This is a genomic window from Vibrio sp. 1F255 (assembly GCF_041439145.1).
GTDB classification, from domain to species: domain Bacteria; phylum Pseudomonadota; class Gammaproteobacteria; order Enterobacterales; family Vibrionaceae; genus Vibrio; species Vibrio crassostreae_C.
The window spans coordinates 23582-48568 of record NZ_JBGONQ010000019.1 but is presented as its reverse complement, the minus strand read 5'-3'; the positions used below and the strand labels follow the sequence as shown (position 1 = coordinate 48568).

The 24987-nt window shown below is 45.2% G+C and carries 20 protein-coding genes and 1 pseudogene; 12 read left to right on the top strand and 9 right to left on the bottom strand.

Annotation, left to right across the window (positions count from 1 at the left end):
• Nucleotides 1-3 precede the first annotated feature (3 nt).
• Nucleotides 4-1125, top strand: coding sequence for a lipocalin-like domain-containing protein (locus tag ACED41_RS12135; protein WP_371725049.1), 1122 nt, complete (start codon nucleotides 4-6; stop codon nucleotides 1123-1125).
• Nucleotides 1126-1190: 65 nt separating this feature from the next.
• Here ACED41_RS12135 and ACED41_RS12130 read toward each other — a convergent pair whose 3' ends face one another.
• Nucleotides 1191-1979: a helix-turn-helix domain-containing protein gene (locus ACED41_RS12130; RefSeq protein ID WP_012600208.1), complete on the bottom strand. Its 789-nt coding sequence runs from the start codon at nucleotides 1977-1979 to the stop codon at nucleotides 1191-1193.
• A gap of 98 nt (nucleotides 1980-2077) precedes the next feature.
• On the opposite strand from ACED41_RS12130, the gene ACED41_RS12125 reads away from it, so the two are divergent.
• From ACED41_RS12125 to ACED41_RS12110, 4 genes and pseudogenes are all read left to right on the top strand, one after another.
• On the top strand, nucleotides 2078-2971 hold the full coding sequence (locus tag ACED41_RS12125) for a DMT family transporter (protein ID WP_371725029.1): 894 nt from the start codon (nucleotides 2078-2080) through the stop codon (nucleotides 2969-2971).
• A 48-nt stretch (nucleotides 2972-3019) separates the two neighbouring features.
• A pseudogene (locus tag ACED41_RS12120) lies at nucleotides 3020-3274 on the top strand (peptide ABC transporter substrate-binding protein); the annotation flags it as partial.
• Between the two features lie 385 nt (nucleotides 3275-3659).
• Nucleotides 3660-4163, top strand: a complete 504-nt coding sequence (locus tag ACED41_RS12115; protein ID WP_019822926.1) for an acyl-CoA thioesterase — start codon at nucleotides 3660-3662, stop codon at nucleotides 4161-4163.
• A gap of 237 nt (nucleotides 4164-4400) precedes the next feature.
• Entirely contained in the window at nucleotides 4401-4673 is a 273-nt protein-coding gene (locus ACED41_RS12110) for a hypothetical protein (protein ID WP_019822928.1), read from the top strand.
• A gap of 561 nt (nucleotides 4674-5234) precedes the next feature.
• Here ACED41_RS12110 and malG read toward each other — a convergent pair.
• The 3 genes from malG to malE all read right to left on the bottom strand — a co-directional run bounded on the left by malG (nucleotide 5235) and on the right by malE (nucleotide 8975).
• Nucleotides 5235-6125 (bottom strand): maltose ABC transporter permease MalG, encoded by an 891-nt coding sequence (gene malG, locus ACED41_RS12105; protein ID WP_017060050.1) that lies wholly within the window; start codon nucleotides 6123-6125, stop codon nucleotides 5235-5237.
• Nucleotides 6126-6136: 11 nt separating this feature from the next.
• Nucleotides 6137-7708, bottom strand: a complete 1572-nt coding sequence (malF, locus tag ACED41_RS12100; RefSeq protein WP_017060049.1) for a maltose ABC transporter permease MalF — start codon at nucleotides 7706-7708, stop codon at nucleotides 6137-6139.
• Between the two features lie 82 nt (nucleotides 7709-7790).
• The gene (gene malE, locus ACED41_RS12095) at nucleotides 7791-8975 is read right to left on the bottom strand and encodes a maltose/maltodextrin ABC transporter substrate-binding protein MalE (protein ID WP_017060048.1); all 1185 of its coding nucleotides are present in this window, start codon (nucleotides 8973-8975) and stop codon (nucleotides 7791-7793) included.
• A 664-nt stretch (nucleotides 8976-9639) separates the two neighbouring features.
• Here malE and malK point away from each other — a divergent pair.
• The gene (malK, locus tag ACED41_RS12090) at nucleotides 9640-10752 is read left to right on the top strand and encodes a maltose/maltodextrin ABC transporter ATP-binding protein MalK (RefSeq protein WP_017060047.1); all 1113 of its coding nucleotides are present in this window, start codon (nucleotides 9640-9642) and stop codon (nucleotides 10750-10752) included.
• 258 nt (nucleotides 10753-11010) lie between these two features.
• Here the strand turns inward: malK and ACED41_RS12085 are convergent, their stop codons facing one another.
• Both ACED41_RS12085 and ACED41_RS12080 read right to left on the bottom strand, forming a co-directional pair.
• Nucleotides 11011-11211 (bottom strand): hypothetical protein, encoded by a 201-nt coding sequence (locus tag ACED41_RS12085; RefSeq protein WP_004732016.1) that lies wholly within the window; start codon nucleotides 11209-11211, stop codon nucleotides 11011-11013.
• 224 nt (nucleotides 11212-11435) lie between these two features.
• On the bottom strand, nucleotides 11436-13352 hold the full coding sequence (locus tag ACED41_RS12080) for a methyl-accepting chemotaxis protein (RefSeq protein ID WP_371725028.1): 1917 nt from the start codon (nucleotides 13350-13352) through the stop codon (nucleotides 11436-11438).
• Between the two features lie 456 nt (nucleotides 13353-13808).
• On the opposite strand from ACED41_RS12080, the gene ACED41_RS12075 reads away from it, so the two are divergent.
• The 6 genes from ACED41_RS12075 to ACED41_RS12050 are packed head-to-tail and all read left to right on the top strand — an operon-like array spanning nucleotide 13809 to nucleotide 20733.
• Nucleotides 13809-14765, top strand: coding sequence for a MoxR family ATPase (locus ACED41_RS12075; RefSeq protein ID WP_017064262.1), 957 nt, complete (start codon nucleotides 13809-13811; stop codon nucleotides 14763-14765).
• A 10-nt stretch (nucleotides 14766-14775) separates the two neighbouring features.
• Nucleotides 14776-15702, top strand: coding sequence for a DUF58 domain-containing protein (locus ACED41_RS12070; RefSeq protein ID WP_371725027.1), 927 nt, complete (start codon nucleotides 14776-14778; stop codon nucleotides 15700-15702).
• Nucleotides 15699-16184 (top strand): DUF4381 domain-containing protein, encoded by a 486-nt coding sequence (locus tag ACED41_RS12065; protein WP_371725026.1) that lies wholly within the window; start codon nucleotides 15699-15701, stop codon nucleotides 16182-16184. Before ACED41_RS12070 ends, ACED41_RS12065 begins: the two co-directional genes overlap by 4 nt.
• On the top strand, nucleotides 16177-17184 hold the full coding sequence (locus ACED41_RS12060) for a VWA domain-containing protein (protein WP_371725025.1): 1008 nt from the start codon (nucleotides 16177-16179) through the stop codon (nucleotides 17182-17184). The genes ACED41_RS12065 and ACED41_RS12060 overlap by 8 nt, the downstream gene beginning before the upstream one ends.
• Entirely contained in the window at nucleotides 17177-19051 is a 1875-nt protein-coding gene (locus ACED41_RS12055; RefSeq protein ID WP_371725024.1) for a VWA domain-containing protein, read from the top strand. Before ACED41_RS12060 ends, ACED41_RS12055 begins: the two co-directional genes overlap by 8 nt.
• 2 nt (nucleotides 19052-19053) lie before the next feature.
• The gene (locus ACED41_RS12050; protein WP_371721023.1) at nucleotides 19054-20733 is read left to right on the top strand and encodes a BatD family protein; all 1680 of its coding nucleotides are present in this window, start codon (nucleotides 19054-19056) and stop codon (nucleotides 20731-20733) included.
• A 69-nt stretch (nucleotides 20734-20802) separates the two neighbouring features.
• Here ACED41_RS12050 and ACED41_RS12045 read toward each other — a convergent pair whose 3' ends face one another.
• The 3 genes from ACED41_RS12045 to pstA all read right to left on the bottom strand — a co-directional run bounded on the left by ACED41_RS12045 (nucleotide 20803) and on the right by pstA (nucleotide 24986).
• Nucleotides 20803-22947 carry a GGDEF domain-containing protein gene (locus tag ACED41_RS12045; protein ID WP_017064257.1) on the bottom strand — a complete coding sequence of 715 codons (2145 nt, stop codon included), beginning with the start codon at nucleotides 22945-22947 and terminating at the stop codon, nucleotides 20803-20805.
• Nucleotides 22948-23282: 335 nt separating this feature from the next.
• Entirely contained in the window at nucleotides 23283-24032 is a 750-nt protein-coding gene (gene pstB, locus ACED41_RS12040; protein WP_004737715.1) for a phosphate ABC transporter ATP-binding protein PstB, read from the bottom strand.
• A 90-nt stretch (nucleotides 24033-24122) separates the two neighbouring features.
• The gene (pstA, locus tag ACED41_RS12035; protein ID WP_017064256.1) at nucleotides 24123-24986 is read right to left on the bottom strand and encodes a phosphate ABC transporter permease PstA; all 864 of its coding nucleotides are present in this window, start codon (nucleotides 24984-24986) and stop codon (nucleotides 24123-24125) included.
• Between the last annotated feature and the right edge of the window lies 1 nt (nucleotide 24987).

The window sequence follows — 24987 nt, the reverse complement described above, 5'->3', positions numbered from 1 at the left end:
ACAATGAGAGTTTTCGTTCTCACACTTGGCATCTTGCTCCTTTTAGGGTGCGATGAATCCACTCAACCATCAGCTCAAAATATGGGCTCAATACTTGGCACTGGAAAACAAACCGACGATGAAACACAAAAAGAGACTGATCAATTCACACCGGTAGTTAAAGGTATCGACATCGCCTTCCCTGCCGACCATCAAGCACATCCAGATTTTCGTCATGAATGGTGGTATTTAACCGCAAACTTAATTGATGAAGAAGACAATGTGTTAGGTGTGCAATGGACACAGTTCCGCTTTGCGGCTGCACCACATGAAAGTGGCAATAGCACCAAGGAAACTACGTGGCAAAGTCAGCAAATCTACATGGCACACAGCGCAGTCACCACTAAAGATAAGCACTACGCCGATGAAAAGTGGTCACGTGACCAAGCTGAACTGGCGGGTGTCAGCACTTCGCCATTTCGGGTCTATCTTGATGATTGGCAATGGACGTCGACGACCGATGACCTGTTCCCAGCTACATTGGTCGCCAACTCGGATCAATTTGGATATTCGCTTAAGTTAACCAACAACGCGCCATATCAAAAGCAAGGCGAACAAGGGTACAGCACTAAAAGTAGCGATGGCAAAGTGGCTTCCTATTACTACAGCCAACCATTCATTGATGTATCGGGTGAGGTAACCATTGATGGAGTCACTCATCAGGTTTCCGGTACAGGTTGGATAGACCGAGAATGGAGCTCTCAGTTTTTACTCGACTCGCAACAAGGTTGGGATTGGTTTGCGCTAAGGCTGAGTGATGAAACCAGTTTGGTGGTATTTCAGCTTCGAAACTCAACAACAGGCAAAGCCAGTTATTCCCATGCGAAGTTGATGAATCAAGATGGCTCCGGCATCACGATTAAGCAGCAAGACATCAGCTTAACCGCCATCAAGCAAACTAAAATCGACGTGAGTGACTACCCAACAAAGTGGCAAGTTTCGATTCCAACTCAACAGATCGAACTGACCGTCTCGGCACTCAATCCAAATGCCAAAATGCCGCTGTCGGTTCCTTATTGGGAAGGGCCAATTGAAATCAAAGGTTCTCATTCTGGGTCTGGCTATATGGAGTTGACTGGGTATTAAGTCCTGTATTAATAAAGGTGAAATCTGACAACAAATACATCCGTTCTGTTAGGAACAACAACGAACTACAACAAACGGTTCTTATACTGCTCTGGCGTTTGGTTCGCGTAACGTTTGAACATGGTGATAAATGGGCTTGCTTGGTTATAGCCCAATGTAAGAGCGACCTCTTTGACCGATTGGCCGTTTCTTAACAAGTCCATTGAGTACAGGTAGCGCACTCGTAGTCGCCACTCGGTAAAGCTCATTCCAAGCTCGGTCTGGCAGTGGCGAGAAAGGGTTCTTTCCGTGGTGTGGACACGTTCAGCCCAATCTTTCAGCGTCACTTCATCGGTTGGGTTCTCTTCAACAGAAGCCAATATAGGCGCTAGATACTTATTATCGGTTGAAGGCAAGAAGTGGTGTTCAACCTCACGCTGCGCAAGTTGGTCAAGCAGTACCTGAACGAGCCTTTGGTCTTGCTCGGTTTCCGCAACATTGATCCCACGATCGCGAAAATCATCGATAATAGAAGACACAATCGGCGTGATCTTTATAAGGCTGGTTTTATCTGGCAGGTGTTGCGTGAGTTCTGGGGCGATATTTAGCGAACAGTAGTCCAAAGGCTTACGGTTATAACTGCAATGCATCACCCCGGCCGGTACCCAAATCGCCAAATGTGGTGGTGCTAGAAATCGGGTGCTTTCCGCTTCCATCTCTAATATACCGCCACTGATCAATTGAACCTGTCCCCATGAGTGGCTATGAACTCGGGTTTCAGTGTTCGAAAGAAACGCTTCAAAATTCATAAATACGTTGGATGGTGCCTTATCAATTGATAAGGATGGGTGAAGGTTTCTGGAGTGTTTTTTCAAACTTGTCTTCCTATCGCGCCTGATGTCTTTCTAAAGATACTTGTAAGTATAACGACCTGTCAAACTAGCCGCATCAACTCATTTGCGACGGAATTCACATGCATTATCTCTTACCATTTTTTACAGTCTGTATCTGGGGCGCCAATGCAATCGTCAACAAGCTTGCTGCAAGCACCATAGAACCTAGCGCGATGAGTTTTTACCGCTGGTTTTTTGCGATGTTAATTCTCACGCCTTTCTGTATTCGCCCGTTGATGAAGCAGTGGGCTGTCATTAAGCCAAACCTATCGAAATTAGCGTTCCTCGGATTTTTAGGCATGGTGTTGAACCAATCTCTAGGTTACTACGCAGGCTTAACCACAACCGCTTCCAACATGGCCTTGATCACGTCTTTAGTCCCATTGATCAGTGTATTTCTGAGCGTTCCTTTGTTGCATAAGTCCATTTCTAGTTTGAGTATTGTGGGTGGTGTGTTGTCACTGTCAGGCTTAGCTCTGATGTTAGGTAAAGGCGATCCTTTGTTCTTCATCCATCAAGAATTGACCCAAGGCGATGGCTATATGCTGATTGCGGCCTTTGTTTATGCTTCTTACTGTGTGCTCTTGAAACGCTGGAAAATGCCAATCAGTAGCTGGGTGGTGATTTACATTCAGGGTCTGTTTGCTGTCGCGATGCTTACGCCACTTTGGCTTACCAGCGAACAACTTTTACCACCGCAACAAGCGATCCCATTGATTGCTTACGCCGCAGTTGCCGCTTCGATTTTAGCACCTTGGATGTGGGTGAAAGCGATTGACACCATTGGTGCTGACTCAAGCGCGATGTTCATGAACTTGCTTCCGGTTGTTGCGATCGTATTAGCTGCGACATGGCTTGGCGAAGAAATTAACCAGTTCCACATCATTGGCGGTGTGATGGTGATTTCAGGTGTCATTCTTGCTCAAATCAGAAGAAAACCAAGGCTTGAGGCTCCTCTCCCTCAACAAAGCTAAACGCATTACCCAACGCTCACATTAGGGTAAAAATTCAAACTCACGTTTCACACAGCAAATGAGAGTGGCTACTGTAATCCATACTATGATGAGCCCTTACAGCAAGCGAGTAAAACGGAAGATTAGTCTAAACGCTTTACTTTATATCAGCACGATGAGTCGTTACTCAGCTATTCTTCAGCAGTTATACCTTTATATCATTAAAATCACACACGATTAGTGCGAAATATACTCAAAGGCTTCCCTAACAACAATCCGAAAGGAAATATCTACGCGAAGGATCTATACTTCATAAAAGAGTAAAAGTGAGCTGAAGAATAAATAGTTTTAACTACCACTTTAGTGGTAATTGCGATAAAGTCACCTTAACTAAACCAAACAAGCAACGGTTAGTTGGCAAACAATAAAAGGTACCGACATGAGTACCTAAAGGCTTAGAAACACCTAGCATTACGCTAGGTGTTTTTTTTGCAATCTACCCTTTCTTTTAGCTTACTCTCGATTGTCTTTCCGTGTTTATCTCTCACCTTGAAACTCAATAACCATCAATATTCATCGGTTCGTCATCCGTTTGAAAAAAATAGTCTTAACCATGAGATTATCCGCTTTAACTTATGTCATCTTAAGTATATTGTTACTAGCAAGTAACAAGCATGTTACGCAGCAAAATAATAATGAAGGAAGATAGATGAGCAGTAGCAATAGCCGACAAGATGGTAAACGAGACGTTACTCTGCGTTTTTTAGCTGAACCCGGGGATGTGAACTTTGGTGGTAAAGTTCATGGTGGTGCAGCAATGAAGTGGATCGATTTAGCAGCCTACGCTTGTTCCGCAGGTTGGAGCGGTAAATACTGTATAACAGCCTATGCAGGCGGAATTCGATTCGTTGCCCCAATTCATGTAGGCAACCTTGTGGAAGTAAGTGCAAAGGTCATTTACACAGGTTCATCTTCAATGCATATCGCTATCGACGTGCAAGCAAGCGACCCTAAAGAGCTCAATAACCGCCTAACAACTCACTGTATCGTTATTATGGTCGCTGTCGATGAGAATGGTAATCCGACTAAAGTGCCAGAGTGGATACCAGAGACGCCAGAAGACATCGAATTACGAGATTCGGCTATTCGCCTAATGAACATGCGAAAACAGATTGGTGAAGAGATGGAAGCTCACGTGAAGTACCTTAAGTAAGGTCCACCAGCTGCCCTCCCCCTACAAAACCTTATTACAATGCCAAGCGCCTGCTTGGCATTGATCTATTTGATACCTTCGTGCTCTACACAGCCAAATCCGCTGCACACCCAATACAGACGATAAGAGCGTGATACCCAGCCAAAGGTTGAAATGAATCGGCACTTGTTCACTGATTTATTTTGACTGTAATAAAGTCGTCATTTTGCTCTGATTAAATACCGCCAATCATAATAGATGCATTTGAATTTCTTGGAGCCACTCTTGAGCGTCATACGCCCCACTCTTAGCGAGTCTACACTGAACAATTTAAAGGCTGTTGAGTACCAATGGGTTAGAACTTTGTACGTCGAAGGCTACGACAGCAATGAAATCAACCACTATATCCAAACGTGTTTCGGTGGAGATCCGACATTTGCCGATCTATTTCGTCGCGTGGCACTCGATCAAGAAAGTATCTATGTGTTGTTGCAACACTTAGGTTGTGCTCCTTCTAGTAAAGAGTTCTAACTTCTAAGTCCCACCAAAAACCAGAAGCATAAATAAACCTACCTCCATAACCCTCATGAATGTCACTTGGATATTCTGTAACTACCTCTCGCTTACCCATACATTTTCAGTGCAATTTCAGGTTTTGTTGCATACAAATCATTGAAGTATCACGCATTGGAATATTCACAACATATCAATAGTACAACAGCCACTTATACTGAGTGTCTGATTTGTGAGACTAGTTCATTTCTACAAGTAACCAAAATGAAGTGGTCGGTATTTAGGAGAGAAGTAACTCGAAACTTTGGGTTTTAAAGTAGATATGAGCGCGATAGTTAACGAGTAACGCTGACACAAAAAACAAAAAGTAGCAGGCATAAAAAAACCCAAGTAAATACCTGGGTTAGAGTTACAAAAACCACTAATCATTAATAGCGTAAGGAACCTGATTAGTAGCCAGCTATGCGTAACCTGAGGGTTATTTTTATTACTGATCGGCGGCCAAACCAAATGATGTAATAAAAATGCCAATATAGAGCGACCTAACGGTCGCTCTTTTTCTTTCTTATAGAGTACAGCTTATCCTTTTACACCACCTGCCGTCAAACCACCAACTAACCAACGTTGAGCAAGTAAGAACACGATAGTAATCGGAAGTGCTGATAGTACAGCCGCTGCCGCAAAGTCACCCCATAGGTAGTTCTGAGGGTATAGGTACTGCTGCATACCTACTGCTAGCGTGTAAGAGTTCACATCTGTAAGTAGGATAGACGCTACTGGCACCTCACCCACTGTCGCGATGAAAGATAAGATAAACACAACCGCTAGGATTGGCACAGACAGCGGTAGTAGAACCAGTCTGAATGCTTGCCAAGGCGTTGCACCATCAAGGGCTGCTGCCTCTTCCAGAGAGTTATCAATCGTCTCAAAGTAACCCTTAATCGTCCATACGTGCAGTGCAATACCACCTAGGTAAGAGAAGATTAGACCACCGTGTGTGTTCAAGCCTAAGAACGGAATGTATTGACCAAGTTTGTCAAACAGCGCGTAGATTGCTACTAGAGCCAATACTGCTGGGAACATTTGGAAAATCATCATCGCTTTCAGGATTGTGTTCTTACCTTTAAAGCGCATACGAGCGAACGCGTAAGCCGATGTCGTAGACAGTGTCACAATCAGAATCGATGTGATACCTGCAACCTTCACTGAGTTCCATAACCAAGTTAGCACAGGGAACGGAGGTGACGTTACCGAGCCATCTGCGTTCGTTACTGACATACCCAATGCTAACTTCCAGTGTTCCAATGATGGGTTATCTGGAATCAAACTACCGGTTGCGAAGTTACCTTCACGGAACGAGATCGCGATGATCATCAGTAGTGGGAAGATAATCATTGCCAAGAAGCACCACAACACTGCATGCGTTGCCCACACTCGGTATTTAAGGCCTTTACCTTGTACCATAGCCATTGTCGTGCTCCTTAATCTTGAGACAGTTTAGTGAAACGAAGGTTTAGTAACGCTAGTGCACCAACCAATAGGAAGATAAGCGTTGCGATAGCACTTGCTAGACCGAAGTCTTGACCGCCGCCGCCTTCGAATGCAATTCGGTACGTGTAGCTTACAAGCAAGTCTGTGTAACCCGCTGGCTCAGAAGTACCAATCATGTTCGGGCCACCGTTCGTCAATAGTTGAATCATTACGAAGTTGTTGAAGTTAAAGGCAAACGCTGCAATCAATAGCGGTGTAAGCGGTTTAATCATCAATGGGAACGTAATGCGCTTGAAGTTATCAAGGAAGTTCGCACCATCGATTGCTGACGCTTCGTATAAATCATCAGGAATCGCTTTAAGCAGACCCATACATAGAATCATCATGTAAGGGAAACCTAGCCATGTGTTAACCATCAACACCATGGTTTTCGCTAAGATAGGGTCTGAGAACCAGTTCGGGCTTAAGCCGAAGATATTCTCGAGCACCATGTTGATCTCACCAAAGCTTTGGTTGAATAGACCCTTAAAGATAAGAATCGAGATAAACGCGGGTACGGCGTAAGGCAGAATCAGTAGAACACGATAAATAGAACGACCTTTCAACTCTTCCCATTGCACGATGTTAGCCAATACAAGGCCGATAACTAGCGTGAACGCTACGGTACATACCGAGAAGATAACCGTCCAAATAAAGATGCTGATAAACGGTTCTTTAATGCCGTCATCTTTCCATACACGCTCAAAGTTATGCGTACCAATGCTAACCACGAAACCTGGAGAGATGGTATTACCCGTAAACTCACCATTTGCATCAACAGGCTGGTAGAAACCCACATCCATATTTGGCTTGAGAACTTCACCCGTTTCATTGTTGATTAACGTTTCTTCATCGTCTTGTAGCGTGTAAAGCGGAGCAACAGAAGCAAACTTACGTAAGCCACTCATGCGGATGTCACCACCGTCAGGTAGATTGAAATCAACACCACTGATTGCTGCTCGGTTTTGAATGATCGCTTTGATCTTCTCTTTTTCACCTTGCGCAGACTCAATAACAGATAGGTCCATCTCTGTTTCTGTCATATTGTCTAGAGAAAATACGTCAGTCGCTAACAGTTGATCGCCATCTTTTACAACGATCTGGTGACCGTCATCTGTCTTGTACAAAGTAAATGGGTAGCTCTCACCGCTTTGGAAAGAACGGTCTAAAAGAACGGTTTGAGTACGCTCTAGAGAAAGTTGGTTTTTCGCGCTGTAGTTAGTAAACGCAAGCCCTACGGTGTATGCCAATGGGAAAAGAATGAACAAGATCATTCCGGCAATACCTGGGTAAATATAACGGTGGGCGTAAGTTTTTTTACTACCAAAAATGTAAAGTGCCAAAGCCGTTAAGATCACTGTAAGCAGCGCAAAAGCGAGCTCACCGCGAGAATACATTAGAATTGTAGCGTAGCCGTTTATTAAGCCAACGCTACCAAGCAACCCCCATTTAATGAAGACGCTTTTACTGCCTGGAAGGCTTGATGGTGCTGGGATAGCATCTGTACCTTGAACTGACTGCATAGAGGAACCTGCTAGCGATATAGATAAAAAAATAGAAAAGTAAGGAGAGGTTACCCTCTCCTTAAAAGGTAGTGCCTGGGTGTTACTTAACCATACGACCTTCAGCAGCTTTTAGTGCTTGGTCTACTGATTGACGGCCGTCAACTACGTTGCCGATCGCTTCTTCCATGCTGTACCAGAATGTTGTGAACTGAGGGATGTTAGGCATGATTTCACCGTTCATCGCGTTGTCCATTGTTGCTGCAATACGAGTATCGCTGTCTAGTTGACGTTGGAAAGAGTTAAGAGCAACAGCGCCTAGTGGCTTGTCGTCGTTCAGGCTCTTCATACCTTCATCTGTTAGTAGGTAGTTTTCCATGAACTCAACAGCTAGGTCGCGGTTTGGAGACGCAGTGCTGATACCACCTGCCCATACACCAACGAAAGGTTTAGACGCTTTACCGTTGAACTTAGGTAGTGTTGTTACGCCGTAATCTACGCCAGCTTTCTTGATGTTTTCCCAACCCCAAGGGCCGTTGATTGTCATTGCAACGTTACCTGCAACGAATTCAGACTCAGCTACTGAGTAATCCATGTCTGCAGAGATAACTTTGTCTTGTACCATCTTCTCGATGAAACCTAGAGACTTCTGAACACCGTCAGTCGCTACGCCCGCATCTTTAATGTCGTAACCTTCTGCAGTCTGTTTGAATGCGTAACCGCCGTCAGCTGCAAGTAAAGGCCATGTGAAGTAAGCGCCGCCACGTAGAGGCCACATGATTGCTTTCTTGCCGTCTTTTTTAAGTTCAGCATCAAGTGCTGGGATTTCTTCCCAAGACTTAGGTGGGTTAGGAACAAGCGCTTTGTTGTAAATTAGCGAAACTGACTCAACAGCAACAGGGTATGCGATTGTTTTACCTTCGTATGAAACAGCGTCCCATGCGAAGTCTACGATACCTTCTTTAGTTTCTTTAGAAGGTTTGATATCAACAAGAAGTCCCGCTTCTGCATAGCCGCCAAAACGGTCATGTGCGTAGAAGATCATGTCTGGGCCATCGCCAGCTGCTGCTACTTGAGGGAATTTCTCTTCTAGCTTGTCAGGGAAAGCGACGGTTACTTTAACACCAGTATCTTCTTCGAAGCGTTTACCTACTTCAGCCATGCCTTCATAAGCTTTGTCACCACCTACCCAGATTGTTAGTTGTCCTTCTTCGATAGCAGCATTTGCACCAAAAGAACCCAGAGCAACTATTGTACCTAGAGCTACAGCGCTTAGAGCGTTTTTCATGTGAATATCCTTTTTATATTTATACGTAGGGCACATCTACCAAGACGAGCCAGTTTTCGGAGGTTATGATCTGAGAAAACAGACCCTAGCTCATCATCCTAGCCACTACGCCCTAGCTATTATGGCTTAAATTCGTGATCGCCATCCGGTCAGATTAGAGACTGCAATCACAAAACGTATACTCATCGTGATCAACATCACCGTTACGTGGTGGATTTATTTGAACTGGATCGCCAATTATTAATAACCCCATTTATCTACTCCTCCCCTCCTACTCCCCCTAGTTAATTTTCCATTAGGAGGATGTACCCTTACGCCAATTCACCGAAACTGCATTCATCCAAGAGTGGATAGTAAGAACCCTTTACCGGCAAGTGTTATGCGTTGACGCATTATTCATTTAGTTGGCTTCACTGCCCGCTGGTGTCTTATATTAGCATCGAGCTAAATCTGTGATTGAATCACGGGGGAGGTTTAGCTGGATGTGGGGGAAATGGGCATCAGTTTGGCTATGACGGGTGGGCTTGGTTAAAGAAGCCAAGTCTCACCCACTTTTTTCTTACTCACTCAATACTTACCAATTCCTACAGTTACTGCTGACCCAAAAATTTCTTATAATGATAAGCAGTAAAACTTAAAATTTGATCGATCGAGGACAAGCTAGATGGCGAGTGTCACGTTAAAAAACGTTTATAAATCATATGGTGATGTACAGATTTCTAAGGACGTAACCTTAGACATCAACGAAGGTGAATTCGTAGTATTCGTTGGACCATCAGGTTGTGGTAAATCGACGCTATTACGTTGTATCGCAGGTCTAGAAGACATTACGTCTGGTGATTTGTACATTGGCGACCAACGCATGAATGACGTTGAACCGTCAAAGCGTGGCGTAGGTATGGTATTCCAGTCTTATGCGCTTTACCCTCACCTTAACCTATACGACAACATGTCTTTCGGTCTTAAGCTAGCAAACGCAAATAAAGCTGAGATCGACAAACGCGTTGAACATGCTGCAGAAATCCTTCAGCTTGGTCACCTTCTTGAGCGCCAACCTAAAGCGCTTTCTGGTGGTCAACGTCAACGTGTTGCGATTGGTCGTACTCTGGTTTCTCAACCAAACGTATTCCTACTTGATGAGCCTTTATCAAACCTAGATGCCGCGCTACGTGTTCAAATGCGTTCGCAAATCACCAAGCTACAGCGTCAACTGGGTTGTACCATGATCTACGTTACCCACGACCAAGTGGAAGCGATGACAATGGCGGATAAGATCGTTGTTCTGGATGGTGGTTATGTATCTCAAGTCGGTAAGCCGCTTGACCTTTACCACTACCCTCAAAACCGTTTCGTTGCTGGCTTTATTGGCTCACCGAAGATGAACTTCATGTCGGTACACATTGAACAAGCTGAAGCAGAACGCGTATTGGTACAACTTTCTAATGGCATGACTTTCTGGATTCCTGTTGACGGGACGACGGTTAATGCTGGTGATCGTATGTCTCTGGGTATTCGCCCTGAACACTTGATGTCTGCTGAATCAGGTGACGCGACGATTGAAGCTGACGTGATGATGGTAGAGAAACTAGGTAACGAAACTCAGGTTTACCTAAACCTTGAAAGTGCCGATGCTGATGTTATCTATCGTCAGCCAGACACGTTGAAAATCGAATCAGGTGACAAGTTGGCGATTGGTATTCCAGCGCACCGTTGTCACCTGTTCCACAGCGATGGCCGCGCATGTCGTCGTTTGTACAAAGAATACGGCACAGACTAATCGCTTAGCCTTTTAGGATATAACTTGCCCATATCGAATCCCTCTTACTCAGTAAGGGGGATTTTTTTATGTGCTGGATATTTTTATGTGTTGGATACGAGTTTCACTTACATTGAATAGTTCATGAGTCAGCCACTCGGTCTTTCGCTAGCGGCAATAAAAAAGGTCTAGCAAGCGCTAGACCTTTATCTGTTAGTTAGGCTATGAACCCAACCGCTAATATCACTTCTTTCAGACATGAAACCTGTCTAAATCAACTTAGTGGATTGGCGTATCACTTGTTTTGTTGAACTGGCCAAAATGTTTTTCTAACACTTCTGGTGTTAGTTTGCCTTCCGCTTCTAGTCGCTTAAATTCAGCAACGATCGCTTTTTGCTCTTCAATTGATGGCAGTTTTACTTCTGGCTCATCGCCCATCTCTTGAGTCATCTGCTCTAGTTCTTTTTCAAAATCGCTCATGATACTTACCTAAATATTAAACCTAATCAGATTTTACTCATTTACGCTCTGTGATGCTAGAGCGATTAAGTGCAAAGCCCGAAACCAGATCAAGCTAAGGCCAGTTAGAAGAAAACAACCCCGTAAATAAAAAGAGCTGGATTCACGATTAAATGAATCCAGCTCTTCGTCTATGTCTCTTTCTAAGCCATGCTACAGCTTAAAGGAATTAAAGCTTAAAGAGATTACAGCTTAAACGAGCCAACCATCTTATCTAGGCGAGAAGAAAGGTCGCGAAGCTCTTGGCTCGCTTCAGCAAGTTGCTCAGCCGTGCTCGTTGTCACTTCGTTGATTGCGTTAATCTCTTCAATGTTCTGGTTGATGGTGTGAACTACGGTTGATTGCTCTTCCGTTGCCGTTGCCACTTGAGTGTTACGGTCTGTGATATCAACGATACGGTCTGAAATGCCACTCAGCACGTCTACCGCTTCATCCGAAGCCGATACACCTTCAAGGGTAATCACCTTACCCGCACTCATTGCCGTTACCGCATCTTTAGCATCGCTTTGCAGTTGGTTGATCATCTTTTGAATCTCTTCCGTTGAATCTGCGGTACGGCTTGCTAGGTTACGTACTTCATCCGCTACAACCGCAAAACCACGACCTTGCTCACCAGCACGGGCGGCTTCAATTGCAGCGTTCAATGCGAGTAAGTTAGTTTGCTCTGAAATATCACGAATAACACCCAGAATAGAACCGATGTCTTGAGTTGTAGAAGCCAGTTGCTCTACTACCTGACCTGTGCTTTCAATATCTTGCGCCAAACGGCTGATCGCGTCTTTTGCTTTGTTCACCACAGAGCGACCTACTTCCGTATTGCCTGAAGCTTGAGTTGCCGTTTCTGCTGCGGTTGCCGCGTTCGATGCAATCTCGCTGATGGTCATACCCATTTGGTTAATGGCAGCTACGACTTGAAGGGTTTGGTCGCGCTGTTCTTGGCTGTTGTCGTGGGTGATGTGAGCTTTATTCGAAACACTCTCTGCAGCCACTTGAAGCGCTTGGCTTGTCGAACACACCTCTTTCATCGACTCGTGAATCTTTTCAATGAATCCGTTGAAGCCTTTTGAAAGCTGTGCAATTTCATCGTTGCCTTTCACTTCGATACGCTGTGCAAGGTCACCGTCGCCTTCACCTAAGTCGCCGAAACGCTTAGCCAAAAGCTTGATCGGTTGAGTAATGCTGTTCGCCAGAACTACGCCCATTAGGATAAACACTAATGCCACAACCGCAGTCATGATCAGCATCTTCTGCGCTGTCGCATCTAACTCTGCAAACACTTCACCAGTCGGAACGACACCAATAACAAACCAGTCCATTGAAGACACATACAAGCTCGCCACGAACAGCTCTTGGCCTTGGCTTTCAGTGGTAATCAGGTTAAAACCCGACTTGTTCAGTAGTTGGCTTGCTTGAGGACCGTAAAGTTGTTGAAGTGAAGAGTCACTGCGAGAACGCTCACGGTGAATTTGAACATCACCTTGGCTATCGGTTAAGAATACGAAGCCGGTATTTTCAATCTTAAAGCCGTTCAGCAGGTTAACCATGTCATCCATCGACTTTGATAGACCAGACATCGCCAAACCAGAAGGTTGTTGATAGTTAGCAAACATCTTCACTTCGCCATTGGCTTCTTGGAACATGCTCACCATGGTCGGCTGTCCAGATTGCGTAAAGCCAAAGAACCAACCATCTTGCTGTTGGTTTAACTGACGCAGGAAACCATTTTGGTTCCAGTAGTAAGCCGTTTGACGGTTCGCCACTGAGGCATCGTTCAACTGATACTGGTTACGAACATTGTTCAGCTGTTTAACCAGTTTATTTTCTAGTGCCGGATCGCGATCGGTCGATTCGATAGCATCAGAAATAAATTCATTTGAAGCAATTTGCTCCGCCGCTAGTAATAGCTGAGAGACTTCTCGGTCAATTTCACCATTGATTCGCTCTAGCATTCCTGGAAGTTCAATATCGATCAATCGATGACTTAATACATCTCTTGCTTGTTGTTGTGCCATTGCGCCAACAATCACTGTCGATGCAAGAACCGCAAAGGTAATTCCAAGTACAACTTTTTGCTTGATACTCAGAGAGTTAGTTTTAAACATATTTGGACCTTTAAAAAGAATCGCTCGTTATTGGTATACCCTGAACAGGACTTTTTTAGTGCACTCCAACAAGCAATGCACAATCTGAGTGATGTATCGGCCACAACCAATAAAACTAGAGACTTTCTTCTCAAAAAACTGCAAATATGATGTAACAATTAGAAATATTCACCTTGAGCATGAATTAACTAAGCAAATACCGCATTGTCGAGAGTCAATTTTAGTTCTCACCCCCTGAGACCCAACCGAACTCAAACCCCTCCCCACCGCCGAGCTTTTGTATATAAAAACCAATTGATATAGTAATAATCACAACCTAACGATTTTTTTAGCTAACCACTTGTAAATATTTCCAATTTTGAAAAAATAAATTACGCAAATGTACTGGAACTTTTTCCTCGAAATCAGTGACCAATACTCAAAATAAAAATCAAATGGATACCCAGAGAGTCCAAAATGCACAAAACAAATTTCGAAGTCCTTCAAAACTATCTAGAGTCTCAAATCATTGGTCAAAAAGAGCTCGTTAAGCAACTGATGATCGCCCTTTTAGCGGATGGTCATATCCTCGTTGAAGGACCTCCCGGCTTAGCAAAAACTCGCGCAGTAAAATCATTGGCTGATTGTGTTGAGGGTCACTTCCACCGCATTCAATTCACTCCCGATCTGTTACCTGCTGATTTGACGGGTACCGACATCTTCCGTCCTGAGACTGGGGAGTTCACTTTCCAATCAGGCCCGATTTTCAACTCGCTGATTCTAGCGGATGAGATCAACCGAGCTCCGGCGAAAGTTCAAGCGGCAATGCTGGAAGCAATGGCAGAGAAACAAGTAACTGCCGGTCGAAAAACCTATGCGCTGCCTGAGTTGTTCTTGGTAATGGCAACACAGAACCCAATTGAACAAGAAGGGACTTACCCGCTACCGGAAGCTCAGTTAGACCGATTCTTGCTTCACCTAGAGGTTGAATACCCAGATATGGAAAGCGAGCTTGAGATCTTACGACTCAACCGTGGTGAGGCTCAAGGTAACGAATCAGCTCAGCCACAACAGATATCTCAGCAAACGATCTTTGAAGCGCGCCAAGAAGTGCTCAACATTCACATGGCAGACACCATTGAGCAGTACATCATCAGACTGGTTATGGCGACTCGCCAACCTAAGCAATACAGTGACCAACTTGATCAATGGTTAGACATGGGTGTCAGCCCGCGTGCAACCATTGCGTTAGACCGTTGTGCCCGCGCTCACGCTTGGCTTGCAGGACGAGATTACGTCACGCCACAAGACGTTCAAGCGATGGCATTCCCTGTGTTACGCCACCGTCTACTGCGCAGCTACCACGCACAAGCTGAAGGTGTCACCGCAAACCAAGTGATCGCACACCTTATTTCATTGGTTGGCAGCGCATAGGGATACGCGCATGAATAATCAACTACCCAACCATAGTGACGGCGTCACGTTAAATCTGGATGAGCTGCTGCAATACAAAGCGCAGTCTTTTCGCTGGTTGCCTCCCGCCAAGAGCCTTTGGTCACAGCTTAACGGCCAACACGAGAGCAACCGTAAAGGTCGCGGGATGAATTTCTCTGAAGTTCGTCAATATCAAGCGGGAGATGACATTCGCAGCATTGATTGGCGTGTAACAGCCAGAACGGGCAAAGCGCATACCAAACTTTTCTCTGAAGAACGAGAACAGCCTGTCATTTTATTCTTGGATCTATCAAGCAGTATGATTTTCGGCTCAACCTTGTTGCTGAAATCGGTTCAACTTGCACACTTTGCTAGCCAACTGTGCTGGCTTACTGTGGCTCAAAAAGATCGAATTGGCGCGGTGATCGATACTGGCAAAGAGGTCATTGAGATTAAGCCAAGTGCAAGCAACCATGCTCCACTGCGTATTTTGCAAAAAGTCATAGAAATCAATAATGCAGCGCTGACTCATCACGACAATCATAATGACACAACCTTAGAGCATGGACTGAAATCTCTTCACCAGCTTTGCCCTAAAGGAAGCGATATTATTATGCTCAGTGATTTTGTGCGCTACCAAGAAAGTGACTACTCACTTATCAGTCAAATTCGGAGGCACAACAGAGTACGTCTGGTGCATTTCTACGATCCGCTAGAGCAAGGTGAAACCACCTATAAAGGCTCTAAACAGGTCACCGATGGCAGCAAAACTCAATGGTTTAATTTCTCTTCTAATAAAGAAAAGCAAAAGCTTAACCATGCTTTTTCGCTTAAGAAACAGCAGCTGCAACAGATGGGGTTATCTCTCGCGATACCTTATAGCTCGCTGTCGAGTGCGCAGTCACTCATGAGCCAGATATCAGGAGCTCAGTCATGAAACAGCCCTTAGATTTAAGTCCGGTGATTGCGCCAGACGCCCCGACTTGGTGGCCTTTGGCGTGGGGTTGGTGGGCAGTCATTATCACAGCCATTATCCTGATTGCCTTGGTGTTTTTCATTCTAAAACGTAGAAAAAACAATCAACAGGCGAAACAAGAAGCGCTGTCTTACTTTAGTAATAGTCAGTCCCAAGATGGCTTGTCTCCGAGCAAAGCTCAAGACATCGTTCGTCAAGCAGCACTGAGCTATTTCCCTCGTGAAAAAATTGCAGGTTTGTCTGGTGATGATTGGTTGAAGTTCTTAGATGCGCAATTGGCGAAGCCGTTATTTGTAGCAAAACAATCCCAGTGGCAACAAGCGCTCTATCAAGATGTAGCCCTTATGAACGACGAACAGAAAAAGGCTCAACAACAATTAGTTAATGATTGCGAAACTTGGCTTCGTAAAGCCCTTCCTCCTAAGCGAGGTCTTTATGAGTGATTTTCTAAGCCCTATGTTTCTAAGCGGGGACTTGCTAAACATCGAGTTCGTTTGGTGGTGGATGTTCTTCATCGCGCCACTGCCGTTGCTCGTTTACTTGTTCTCACCAAAGTCAGAATCAAGCCATGCCCTAAGGCTTCCATTTCTGCCAGAAGACAGTAATACCAAAACACCGAGCAGTCGCTTACCAAAGGCGTTGTCCGTGATTATCTGGCTTCTGCTGGTTACGGCGAGCGCGCGCCCTGTATGGTATGGCGAACCGGTAGAGTTTCAACCGAAACATCGTGATTTGATGTTGGTTGTCGACCTCTCCTACTCGATGAGCCAAGAAGACATGCAGTTCAATGGCGAATACATCGACCGCTTGTCGGCGGTGAAACGCGTATTGAGTGACTTTATTGAGCGACGAAAAGGCGACCGAGTTGGACTGGTGTTATTTGCTGATCACGCCTACTTGCAGACCCCGCTTACGCTAGATAGAGATACGCTTTCACAACAGCTCAATCAAGCGGTGTTAAAGCTGATTGGTACTCAAACAGCGATTGGTGATGGTATTGGTCTTGCCACCAAAACCTTTGTCGATAGCGATGCGCCCCAACGTGTAATGATTCTACTCAGCGACGGCAGTAATACCGCCGGGGTATTAGACCCATTAGAAGCGGCGGATATTGCAAAGAAATACGACGCAACGATTTACACCGTGGGTGTCGGTGCAGGCGAGATGATGGTCAAAGAGTTCTTCATGACGCGCAAAGTCAATACTGCTCAAGACTTGGATGAACGTACACTAATAGAAATTGCCAAACGCACCGGCGGTCAGTACTTCCGAGCGCGTGACAGCAAAGAGTTAGCGACGATTTACGACACCATTAACCAGTTAGAGCCCGTGACGAACGCCACTAAGATCTGGCGACCGCAACAAGAGTGGTTTGTATGGCCACTGTCGGCGGCAATGTTCTTCGCATTTATGCTGTTAGCCATTAGGAGAAACAATGTCTAACTTTACTTTTATCTACCCATATTGGTTCTTGGCGCTTGCCGTGCTGCCCGCTATTTGGTGGCTGAGCAAGACACAGTCCAAACAAGGATTACTCGCGTCACACATCGCCCGTTACTTGGCGCCAGAATCAAGCAAGCCATCGAAAAATCGCAGTACTTACTTCGGTATTTGGTGGCTGGTCGGCGTTATTGCGTTAGCTGGGCCAAGCTTCGAGAAAAACGAACAACCAAGCTTTGAAAAAACGCAGGCACGAGTTGTGATCATGGACATGTCGATGTCAATGTATGCCACCGATATTAAGCCGAATCGCTTAACTCAAGCGCGATACAAGGCTCTTGATCTGCTTTCATTATGGAAGGAAGGGCTAACAGGCATGGTGGCGTATGCTGGGGATGCTTACACCATTAGCCCGCTAACGTCAGACATCAACACCATCAAAAACCTAGTGCCTAACCTATCGCCAGATATCATGCCTTATCAAGGTGGTGATGCCGCATCAGCCGTTAAGCTTGCGATTGATATGATGACTCGCGCGAAGATCTACCAAGGTGATTTGGTATTGATTGCTGATGACATCGATGACCAAGAGAAGAAGCAGATCGACTCCCTACTCTCTGGCAACGATTGGACATTGTCGATTCTAGCTGTAGGGAGTGAAAACGGTGCGCCAATCTCGTTACCTACGGGGTCGATGCTGCAAAGCGACTCAGGACAAACCGTGGTGGCAAGAACCAACTTGAAGAACATGCGCGAGCTTACACGCAGCTATGGTGGCACGTTCACTGAAGTTCAATTTGATAACTCAGATGTTGAACACATCGCGAGCTACCTCGACCGCGTTGCAACAACATCGGAAGTAACCAAGACCAAGAACTCACTCAACACCAGAGTAAACAACGGTTTCTGGTTACTGCCTTTGCTATTACTTCCGGCACTTGGATTATTCAGGAAAGGGGTTATTTGGTGTGCCTTAGCTGGAGTTATCTCTTTTAGCCAACCAAATACTGCGTTTGCGAACCCGTGGAAAACCAATGATCAAGTAGGCTATCAGCTGTATCAGGACGAGGACTTCCAACAAGCTGCTGAACAGTTCACCCAACAAGAGTGGAAAGGCATTGCTCAATACAAAGCCGGTGATTTCGAAGCCGCAGAGCAGACGCTGCAAGAGCTTTCTAGTGAAGATGCTCGCTACAACCTTGCTAACGCTCAAGCCCAACAAGGTAAGTACGACCAAGCGATCCAAGAGTATCAACGTATTCTTGAAAGCAACCCTGAACATGCTTATGCGAATAAGAACCTAGAGATTGTCGAACAGGCTCAGAAGCAACAGCAACAGCAACAGCAACAGCAACAGCAACAGCAAGGCGATTCTGACTCCAAAGACCAGAATGACCAAAATCAGCAAGGTCAGCAAGGTCAGCAAAATGATTCTTCGCAAAGCTCTCAGGATCAACAACAAAGCTCCAGTGGCAAGTCGCAAGATCAAAGCAGTAACCAAGATCAACGCGGTAGCCAAGACCAAAACTCATCTCAAGGCCAACCTGAAAATCACTCTGACTCTGAAAAGTCTAAACAAGACGACAAGCAAGCCACGCAACAAAGTAACAGTGATCAGCCGAAACAGAGTGACCAAGAAGGCGCTACACCTCAAAGTGCTAGCGCACAACAAGCTTCAAAAGAAGATGGTGAGCAAAGTAGTCAGCAAGCTGTAGCACAAACCTCAGATCAACCTCTGTCGAGCGACCCTGACATGCGAAAACTTGAGCAAGTAGAAAGCGCCCGTGACCCGAGCCAACTGCTTAAAGCGCAAATGATTTTACAAGCACGACAAAAAAGTGCTCCTAACAACCAGAACAAAAAGTGGTAACCATGCGATTTTTAAACAAGCCATTTTTATCCGTACTCCTAACATTGTTGTTGGGAGCTTTCTCGTCCTTCTCAGTATTGGCTGCAAACGCCGTGGCGAGCGTTTCACATAACAGTGTCACCAAAGATGAAGTGTTCCTTCTTAGAGTTGCAACCGATGAAAAGGTCTCCTCTGATGCTCTAGATCTAACAGCGCTCCAGCAGGATTTCTATGTTGGCACACCAAACTTTGGGTCGTCGATGCGAATCGTCAATGGCAGCCGTTCGGTATCAAGTGAATGGAACATTAGCCTTGCTCCACTGCGTTTGGGTAAGTTGCAAATCCCGAGTTTTGATATTGAAGGGGCAAAAACCAAGCCTATCACCATCAATGTTGCAATTAACAAAGCCGCTCCAACTCAACATGATATGGCAGAGTTCCAGCTTAATCTCAGCAAGAACTCGCTGTACCCAGAAGAAGTGGCTGAGCTTGATGTAAAACTCATCATCAAAGCTGACCCAAGAAGGCTGCAAGATCCTAAAATAGCGCCACCGAGCTCGCCGGGCTTAGATGTGGAACCTATTGGTGAATCGAAGCAATTTCAAGATGTTCTCAATGGACAAGAGGTGACGGTAGTTCAACAGTCTTTCCGTATCTCTTCACAAAAGGCCGGACAGTTTAAGCTGAATGGACCGAAGCTGAATGGAGCCGTTGTTTACTCAACCAACAACTCCAGTACAACGCGTCTGTTCCAGCTCGACACGCCCGTTGAAATCTTAGATGTAACTGTGAAGGACGTACCAAAAGGCTACCAAGGTGAGTGGTTACCAACATCAAACTTCAAACTGATTCAACAATGGTCAGATAGCCAAGGCAATCAACTGGGAAATAGTAATGGTTTAGAAGGCGACAACCAAACCATTGAAATGGAAGCGGGTGATTCGTTAACTCGTACCATCACGATGACGGCTAGCAACTTAACGCAACACCAGCTGCCAAAACTGAATATCACCTACCCTAATTCGGTACGTGTTTATGAAGAGAAGCCGCAATTTGGCACAACTCAGTCAGGTGATTCTGTCGTTGTTTACAAGCAAGTCTTGATTCCGAAAGAGGCAGGAAACATCTCGCTTCCTGATGTGTCTCAAGCTTGGTTTAACACCGATTTGCAATCAGAACAAACAAGCAAAGCGCAGGGGCTAGAGTTAGCGGTAAAAGCAAGTGATCGCGCAACGTCAAGCACTCCACCAGTAACTGCTACGCCCGCCCAACAAGTAAGCCCGACGGTTGTTACTGTGGATAGCCCTGGGATCTGGCCTTATCTCACCGCCCTATTTGCAGCTTTGTGGCTAATCAGCTCAGCATTGGCATTCTACTTCTGGTCACGCCGCGGCGTAACGACAAAACCAACACACACTGTTGAACGTCAATCAGATACCGCAGAAGCGCTTATTGAAGCTCTAAGAACGAAAGATGGCGTGATGACCAGAACCTTATTTGAGCAATGGAAATCTGAAAATACAGATCTAAGTGATGAAACGTTACAAACCGTTGAAGCCGAACTCACCAAGCTAAACCAAAGCCTTTATGGTGAAGCCGGTTCACCAGCCCAAACATGGAGCCCTGAGCTGGCAATCAAAACGGTGAAGAAGCCCAAGAGAGTTGCGAGTAAAAAGCATAATAGTTCGCTAGAAAATCTTTAGTCGACGCTGTTCATCAAGAACAGTAAAGCACAAAGGCCGTTGATCATCTTGAGATCAACGGCCTTTATTTTAAGAAAGAGAGGCTGTGACTTTTTTACGTTTTAAGGCAGAAACAATTCGATTTCGCCCCGAGTCTTTGGCTTGATACAAGGCTTTATCTGCCTTGCCATACAACAAATCAAAATCGAACTGATGCTGGTCAGACGTTATCGAGGCATAGCCAACGGATGCCGTTAAATATGGGCTGGTACTACTTTCACAATGGAGGATTTTTGCCTCTTCAATGCATTTTCTAATCGACTCTGCACGTTGCTTTGTCTCTGAGTGATTCGTGCCAATCATCAACAACATAAACTCCTCTCCGCCAATCCGGCAGAAGGTTTCTTTATCATTGTGAACATGGGCATTCAGTATCTCACCTACCGTCCTCAGAGCCGCATCCCCTTCAGTATGACCATAGACACTGTTGTACAAACCAAAGTGGTCGAGGTCGACAAGAATCAAGCCAAATGTAATTTCGTTCTGTAAGGCAAAGGCACCTTGATCGTCACCGTTCAAGTCTTCTAGAACCTGCGACAACATACGGCGGTTTCCAAGGCGCGTAAGAGGATCTAGCTTAGAAATGATATCCAATTGCTCATTCGCCAACTCTAGCTCTTGGGTACGCTTACTGACTTCTTGCTCCAATGTTTCATTGAGCTTTTTCAGTTCTTCTTGAGCCATGGTTCTTTGCAGCACCTCAGCAAGGCTCGAAGCAAAGATACGTATTACCTCACGAAGCTGTGAGGTTAAAGGACTGCGAGTTAATAGGTTATCAGCAGCGATAAACGCAATCGGCTCACCCGTATTGGTGGTGAGCATGGTCATTGCCGTCCAACCGACTCCCACAATATTGAAATCGTGATAGATAGGAACTGATTCTTCAAAGGCAACTTGATTAGGGCAAGCACGAGCTGCGGCTACAATGTCACGTTCCACCAGCTCAGAGCGATAATAGGACTCATCGACAATATCGCCTTTGATGTCAGTGCCCCAAGTACCTTGCATGTAACTGCACTTTTTGTCTGTTAGGAAAACAGCCAGTCGATCGATACCTAGATGTTGAATCGCAAAACTAACCGCGGACTTACAGACTTCACTGACGCTATCGCATCGAGACAGCTCAACCATACTCGAGTGCAACATACGTATGTTCTGCTCTTGGCGCTTGCGAATATAGATTTGAGAAAGCAAAGAGCCAAAAGACTCAAGCATCTGCTTTTGATAGTTAGTAATCGGTGAGCGATGAATGTAGTTATCCATGGCGATCCAGCCGACAGGTTTGTCGCCTTCACGCAAGATAAGCATGCCATTCCACCCCTGCCCGACCACCTTACCTTCTGTATACAGGGGCGCATTATCGATGATGACTAGATTAGTATGGTTATCAGACAGCGCTTCAATGTATTCCGCTTCAAGTTGGTGCAAATCGTATTGAGTGTGGTGTTCACTGTTGGTTTTACCCGCTTCGTCAGTGCCATAAGTGCCGCTGAAACAACGCTTTTTCATATCAAGCAACATGAAGATCGCACGATCAAACCCTAACCTGTCTCGCACAGCCTCAACCGATGCTTTATACAAAGCATCGAGTGACTCAGGGTTAGAAAGCTCAAGCGCGACCTGATGAACCAGCTTCATGTTCTCTACAAACAGCTCACGTAACTTTATCTCATCTAAGTATTGAGCTTCACGTGTGTCTCTGTGTTTGATTTCTAGCGCCGCGTTCTTTTCGGCACGAATACATTGCCAACGGGCAGCCGCGAGCTGTAACACATCAAGATCTTGGTCAAAGGTTTGATTAACCTTCTCAGCATTGCAATTTTGAACAATTAAATAAGTTCTGGAGGCAGGTGCGTTGTCGAGCATCATGATAAACGACTCCCCACCAAGCACTTTCATGTGTTCCCACTTGCAGGTGTTGATAGCCATTGGCAAAACCCCGTCTGCGGTATCAAACTGTGAGACCCACGGCCAAAATGTAGAGGGGTAGCTCGCCAATGAGGTTAGGTCGCCATAAGAAAAAAGCGGTAATGCGTCGCTCTCCGGCGTCGGTTCAGCAAATATTCCTATCCCTTTTGGAGTAAGTACCTTAACCAGATAGTCAAAAAGAGACTCAGCCAACAGACGATGGTCGCGTGTCGCAGATATTTGTTTTGCAAAGGCTTTAACAGGCACAGCTTCCTTCCATTGGCGATTAAGAATAAAGCAAAAATACAGAAGGCTTGATATGCAATCAATGTAAGTAAAAATGAGATGTTAAGCGGGTCGCAGTTTCACCTTTAACATTATCACAAGCATGAGAAGGACGACAAAAATGGGATTCTCTGCCCAAAATCATATCGACATTGGGGATTTTTTAGACACATAAAAAGCCCCACCTATAGTGGGGCAAAACTTCCATCGCTTATAGTTATAGTGATAATTCTGTTGTTCTATTCGATTATCTAACCTGCGTTTCAGTTAGTGTGTAAAGGTATCTAATCGCTTAAATACCACACGTAAATCGTCGATTAACCGAAGTCACCGTTTACGTAACCTTTAGTACGATCATCTTTTGGTTCACTGAAGATAACGCTGGTTTCGTTATGCTCTACAAGCTCTCCCATTAGGAAGAAAGCCGTGCGGTCTGAGATACGACGCGCTTGCTGCATTGAGTGCGTTACGATAACGATAGTGAAGTCTTTCTTCAGATCTTCCATCAATTCTTCAATCTTGTGTGTCGCGATTGGGTCTAGAGCCGATGTTGGTTCATCCATCAGGATTACATCTGGTTCCATTGCAATGGTACGTGCGATACATAGACGCTGTTGTTGACCACCAGACAGACCAAATGCATGCGCTTTAAGACGGTCTTTTACTTCATCCCACAGTGCAGCACTGCGTAGCGAGCGCTCAACCACTTCATCGATGTGTTTTTTGTCTTTGATACCTTGAGCACGTAGGCCGTATGCCACGTTCTCGTAGATGCTCATTGGGAACGGGTTTGGCTTTTGGAATACCATGCCTACGCGGATACGTAGGTCAGCGACATCGATATTACCGTAGATGTCAGTGCCATCCATATCCAGCTTACCCTTAATCGTAACGCCTTCAATTAGGTCATTCATGCGGTTCAAACAACGCAATAGTGTTGATTTACCACAGCCAGACGGGCCAATCAGAGCAGTAACCTGGCGAGTTGGAATTGGCAGGTTGATAGATTTAAGCGCTTGGTTGTCGCCGTAAAACAGATCTAGGTTCTCAATATCAAATTTATTCATGTTCGTAATCTCTAAATTCTTAAATTCGTGTCTAACTTGATGCTTTCTTTATCACGGGGGCTCGCTTTATTTATGAGCCAGCTAATGAGCTTAGTAAGTTGCCGTGTTGAAGCGTCTCGCAATCAGTTTTGTAACCATGTTGATCAAGAGAACCAGTACGATTAGGACTGTCGCCGTGCCGTAGGCTTGGTTCCACTCATCGATAGTAAATAGCTCTGTTGTCAGCTTATATAGGTGAACCGTTAGTGTACGGCCAGAATCGAATACCGACTCAGGAACACGTGCCACCATACCTGCTGTTAAAAATACAGGTGCTGATTCGCCAATTACACGACCAATACTAAGAATGACCGAAGTTAAGATACCTGGCATTGCGCTTGGTAAGATCAAACGCCAGATAGTGTAGATTTTTGAAGCGCCAAGGCCGTATGAGCCTTCGCGGTAAGTTTGTGGCACTGCCATCAATGCTTCTTCTGTAGTACGAATGATTACAGGAAGAATCAGGATACTTAGCGTTAGTGCACCCGACAGAATCGAGAAGCCAAGACCAAGAATCGAAACAAAGAAGGTCATACCGAACAGACCAAAGATGATCGATGGGATACCAGCTAACGACTCAGTACAGAATCGAATCACTTTCACCAATCGGCTACCTACTTTCGCATATTCAGTTAAGTATATCGCCGTCATGATGCCCAGTGGCGCGGCTACCGCAATCGATGCGATTACCATGTAGATCGTGGCAATGATCATTGGGAAAATACCACGTTCTTCACCAGTACGAGTGTAATCGTCAGTGATGAAGTTCCAATCTACGTATTGCAGACCGTTCGATAGGATGTACCAAATAATCCAGAATAAGAAACCAACGGTTACAGCTGCAGCTGCCCAGATAAAACCTTTTAGGATGTTATCTTTGGTTTGACGTGCTTGTTTTAGTTTTACGCGATCCATA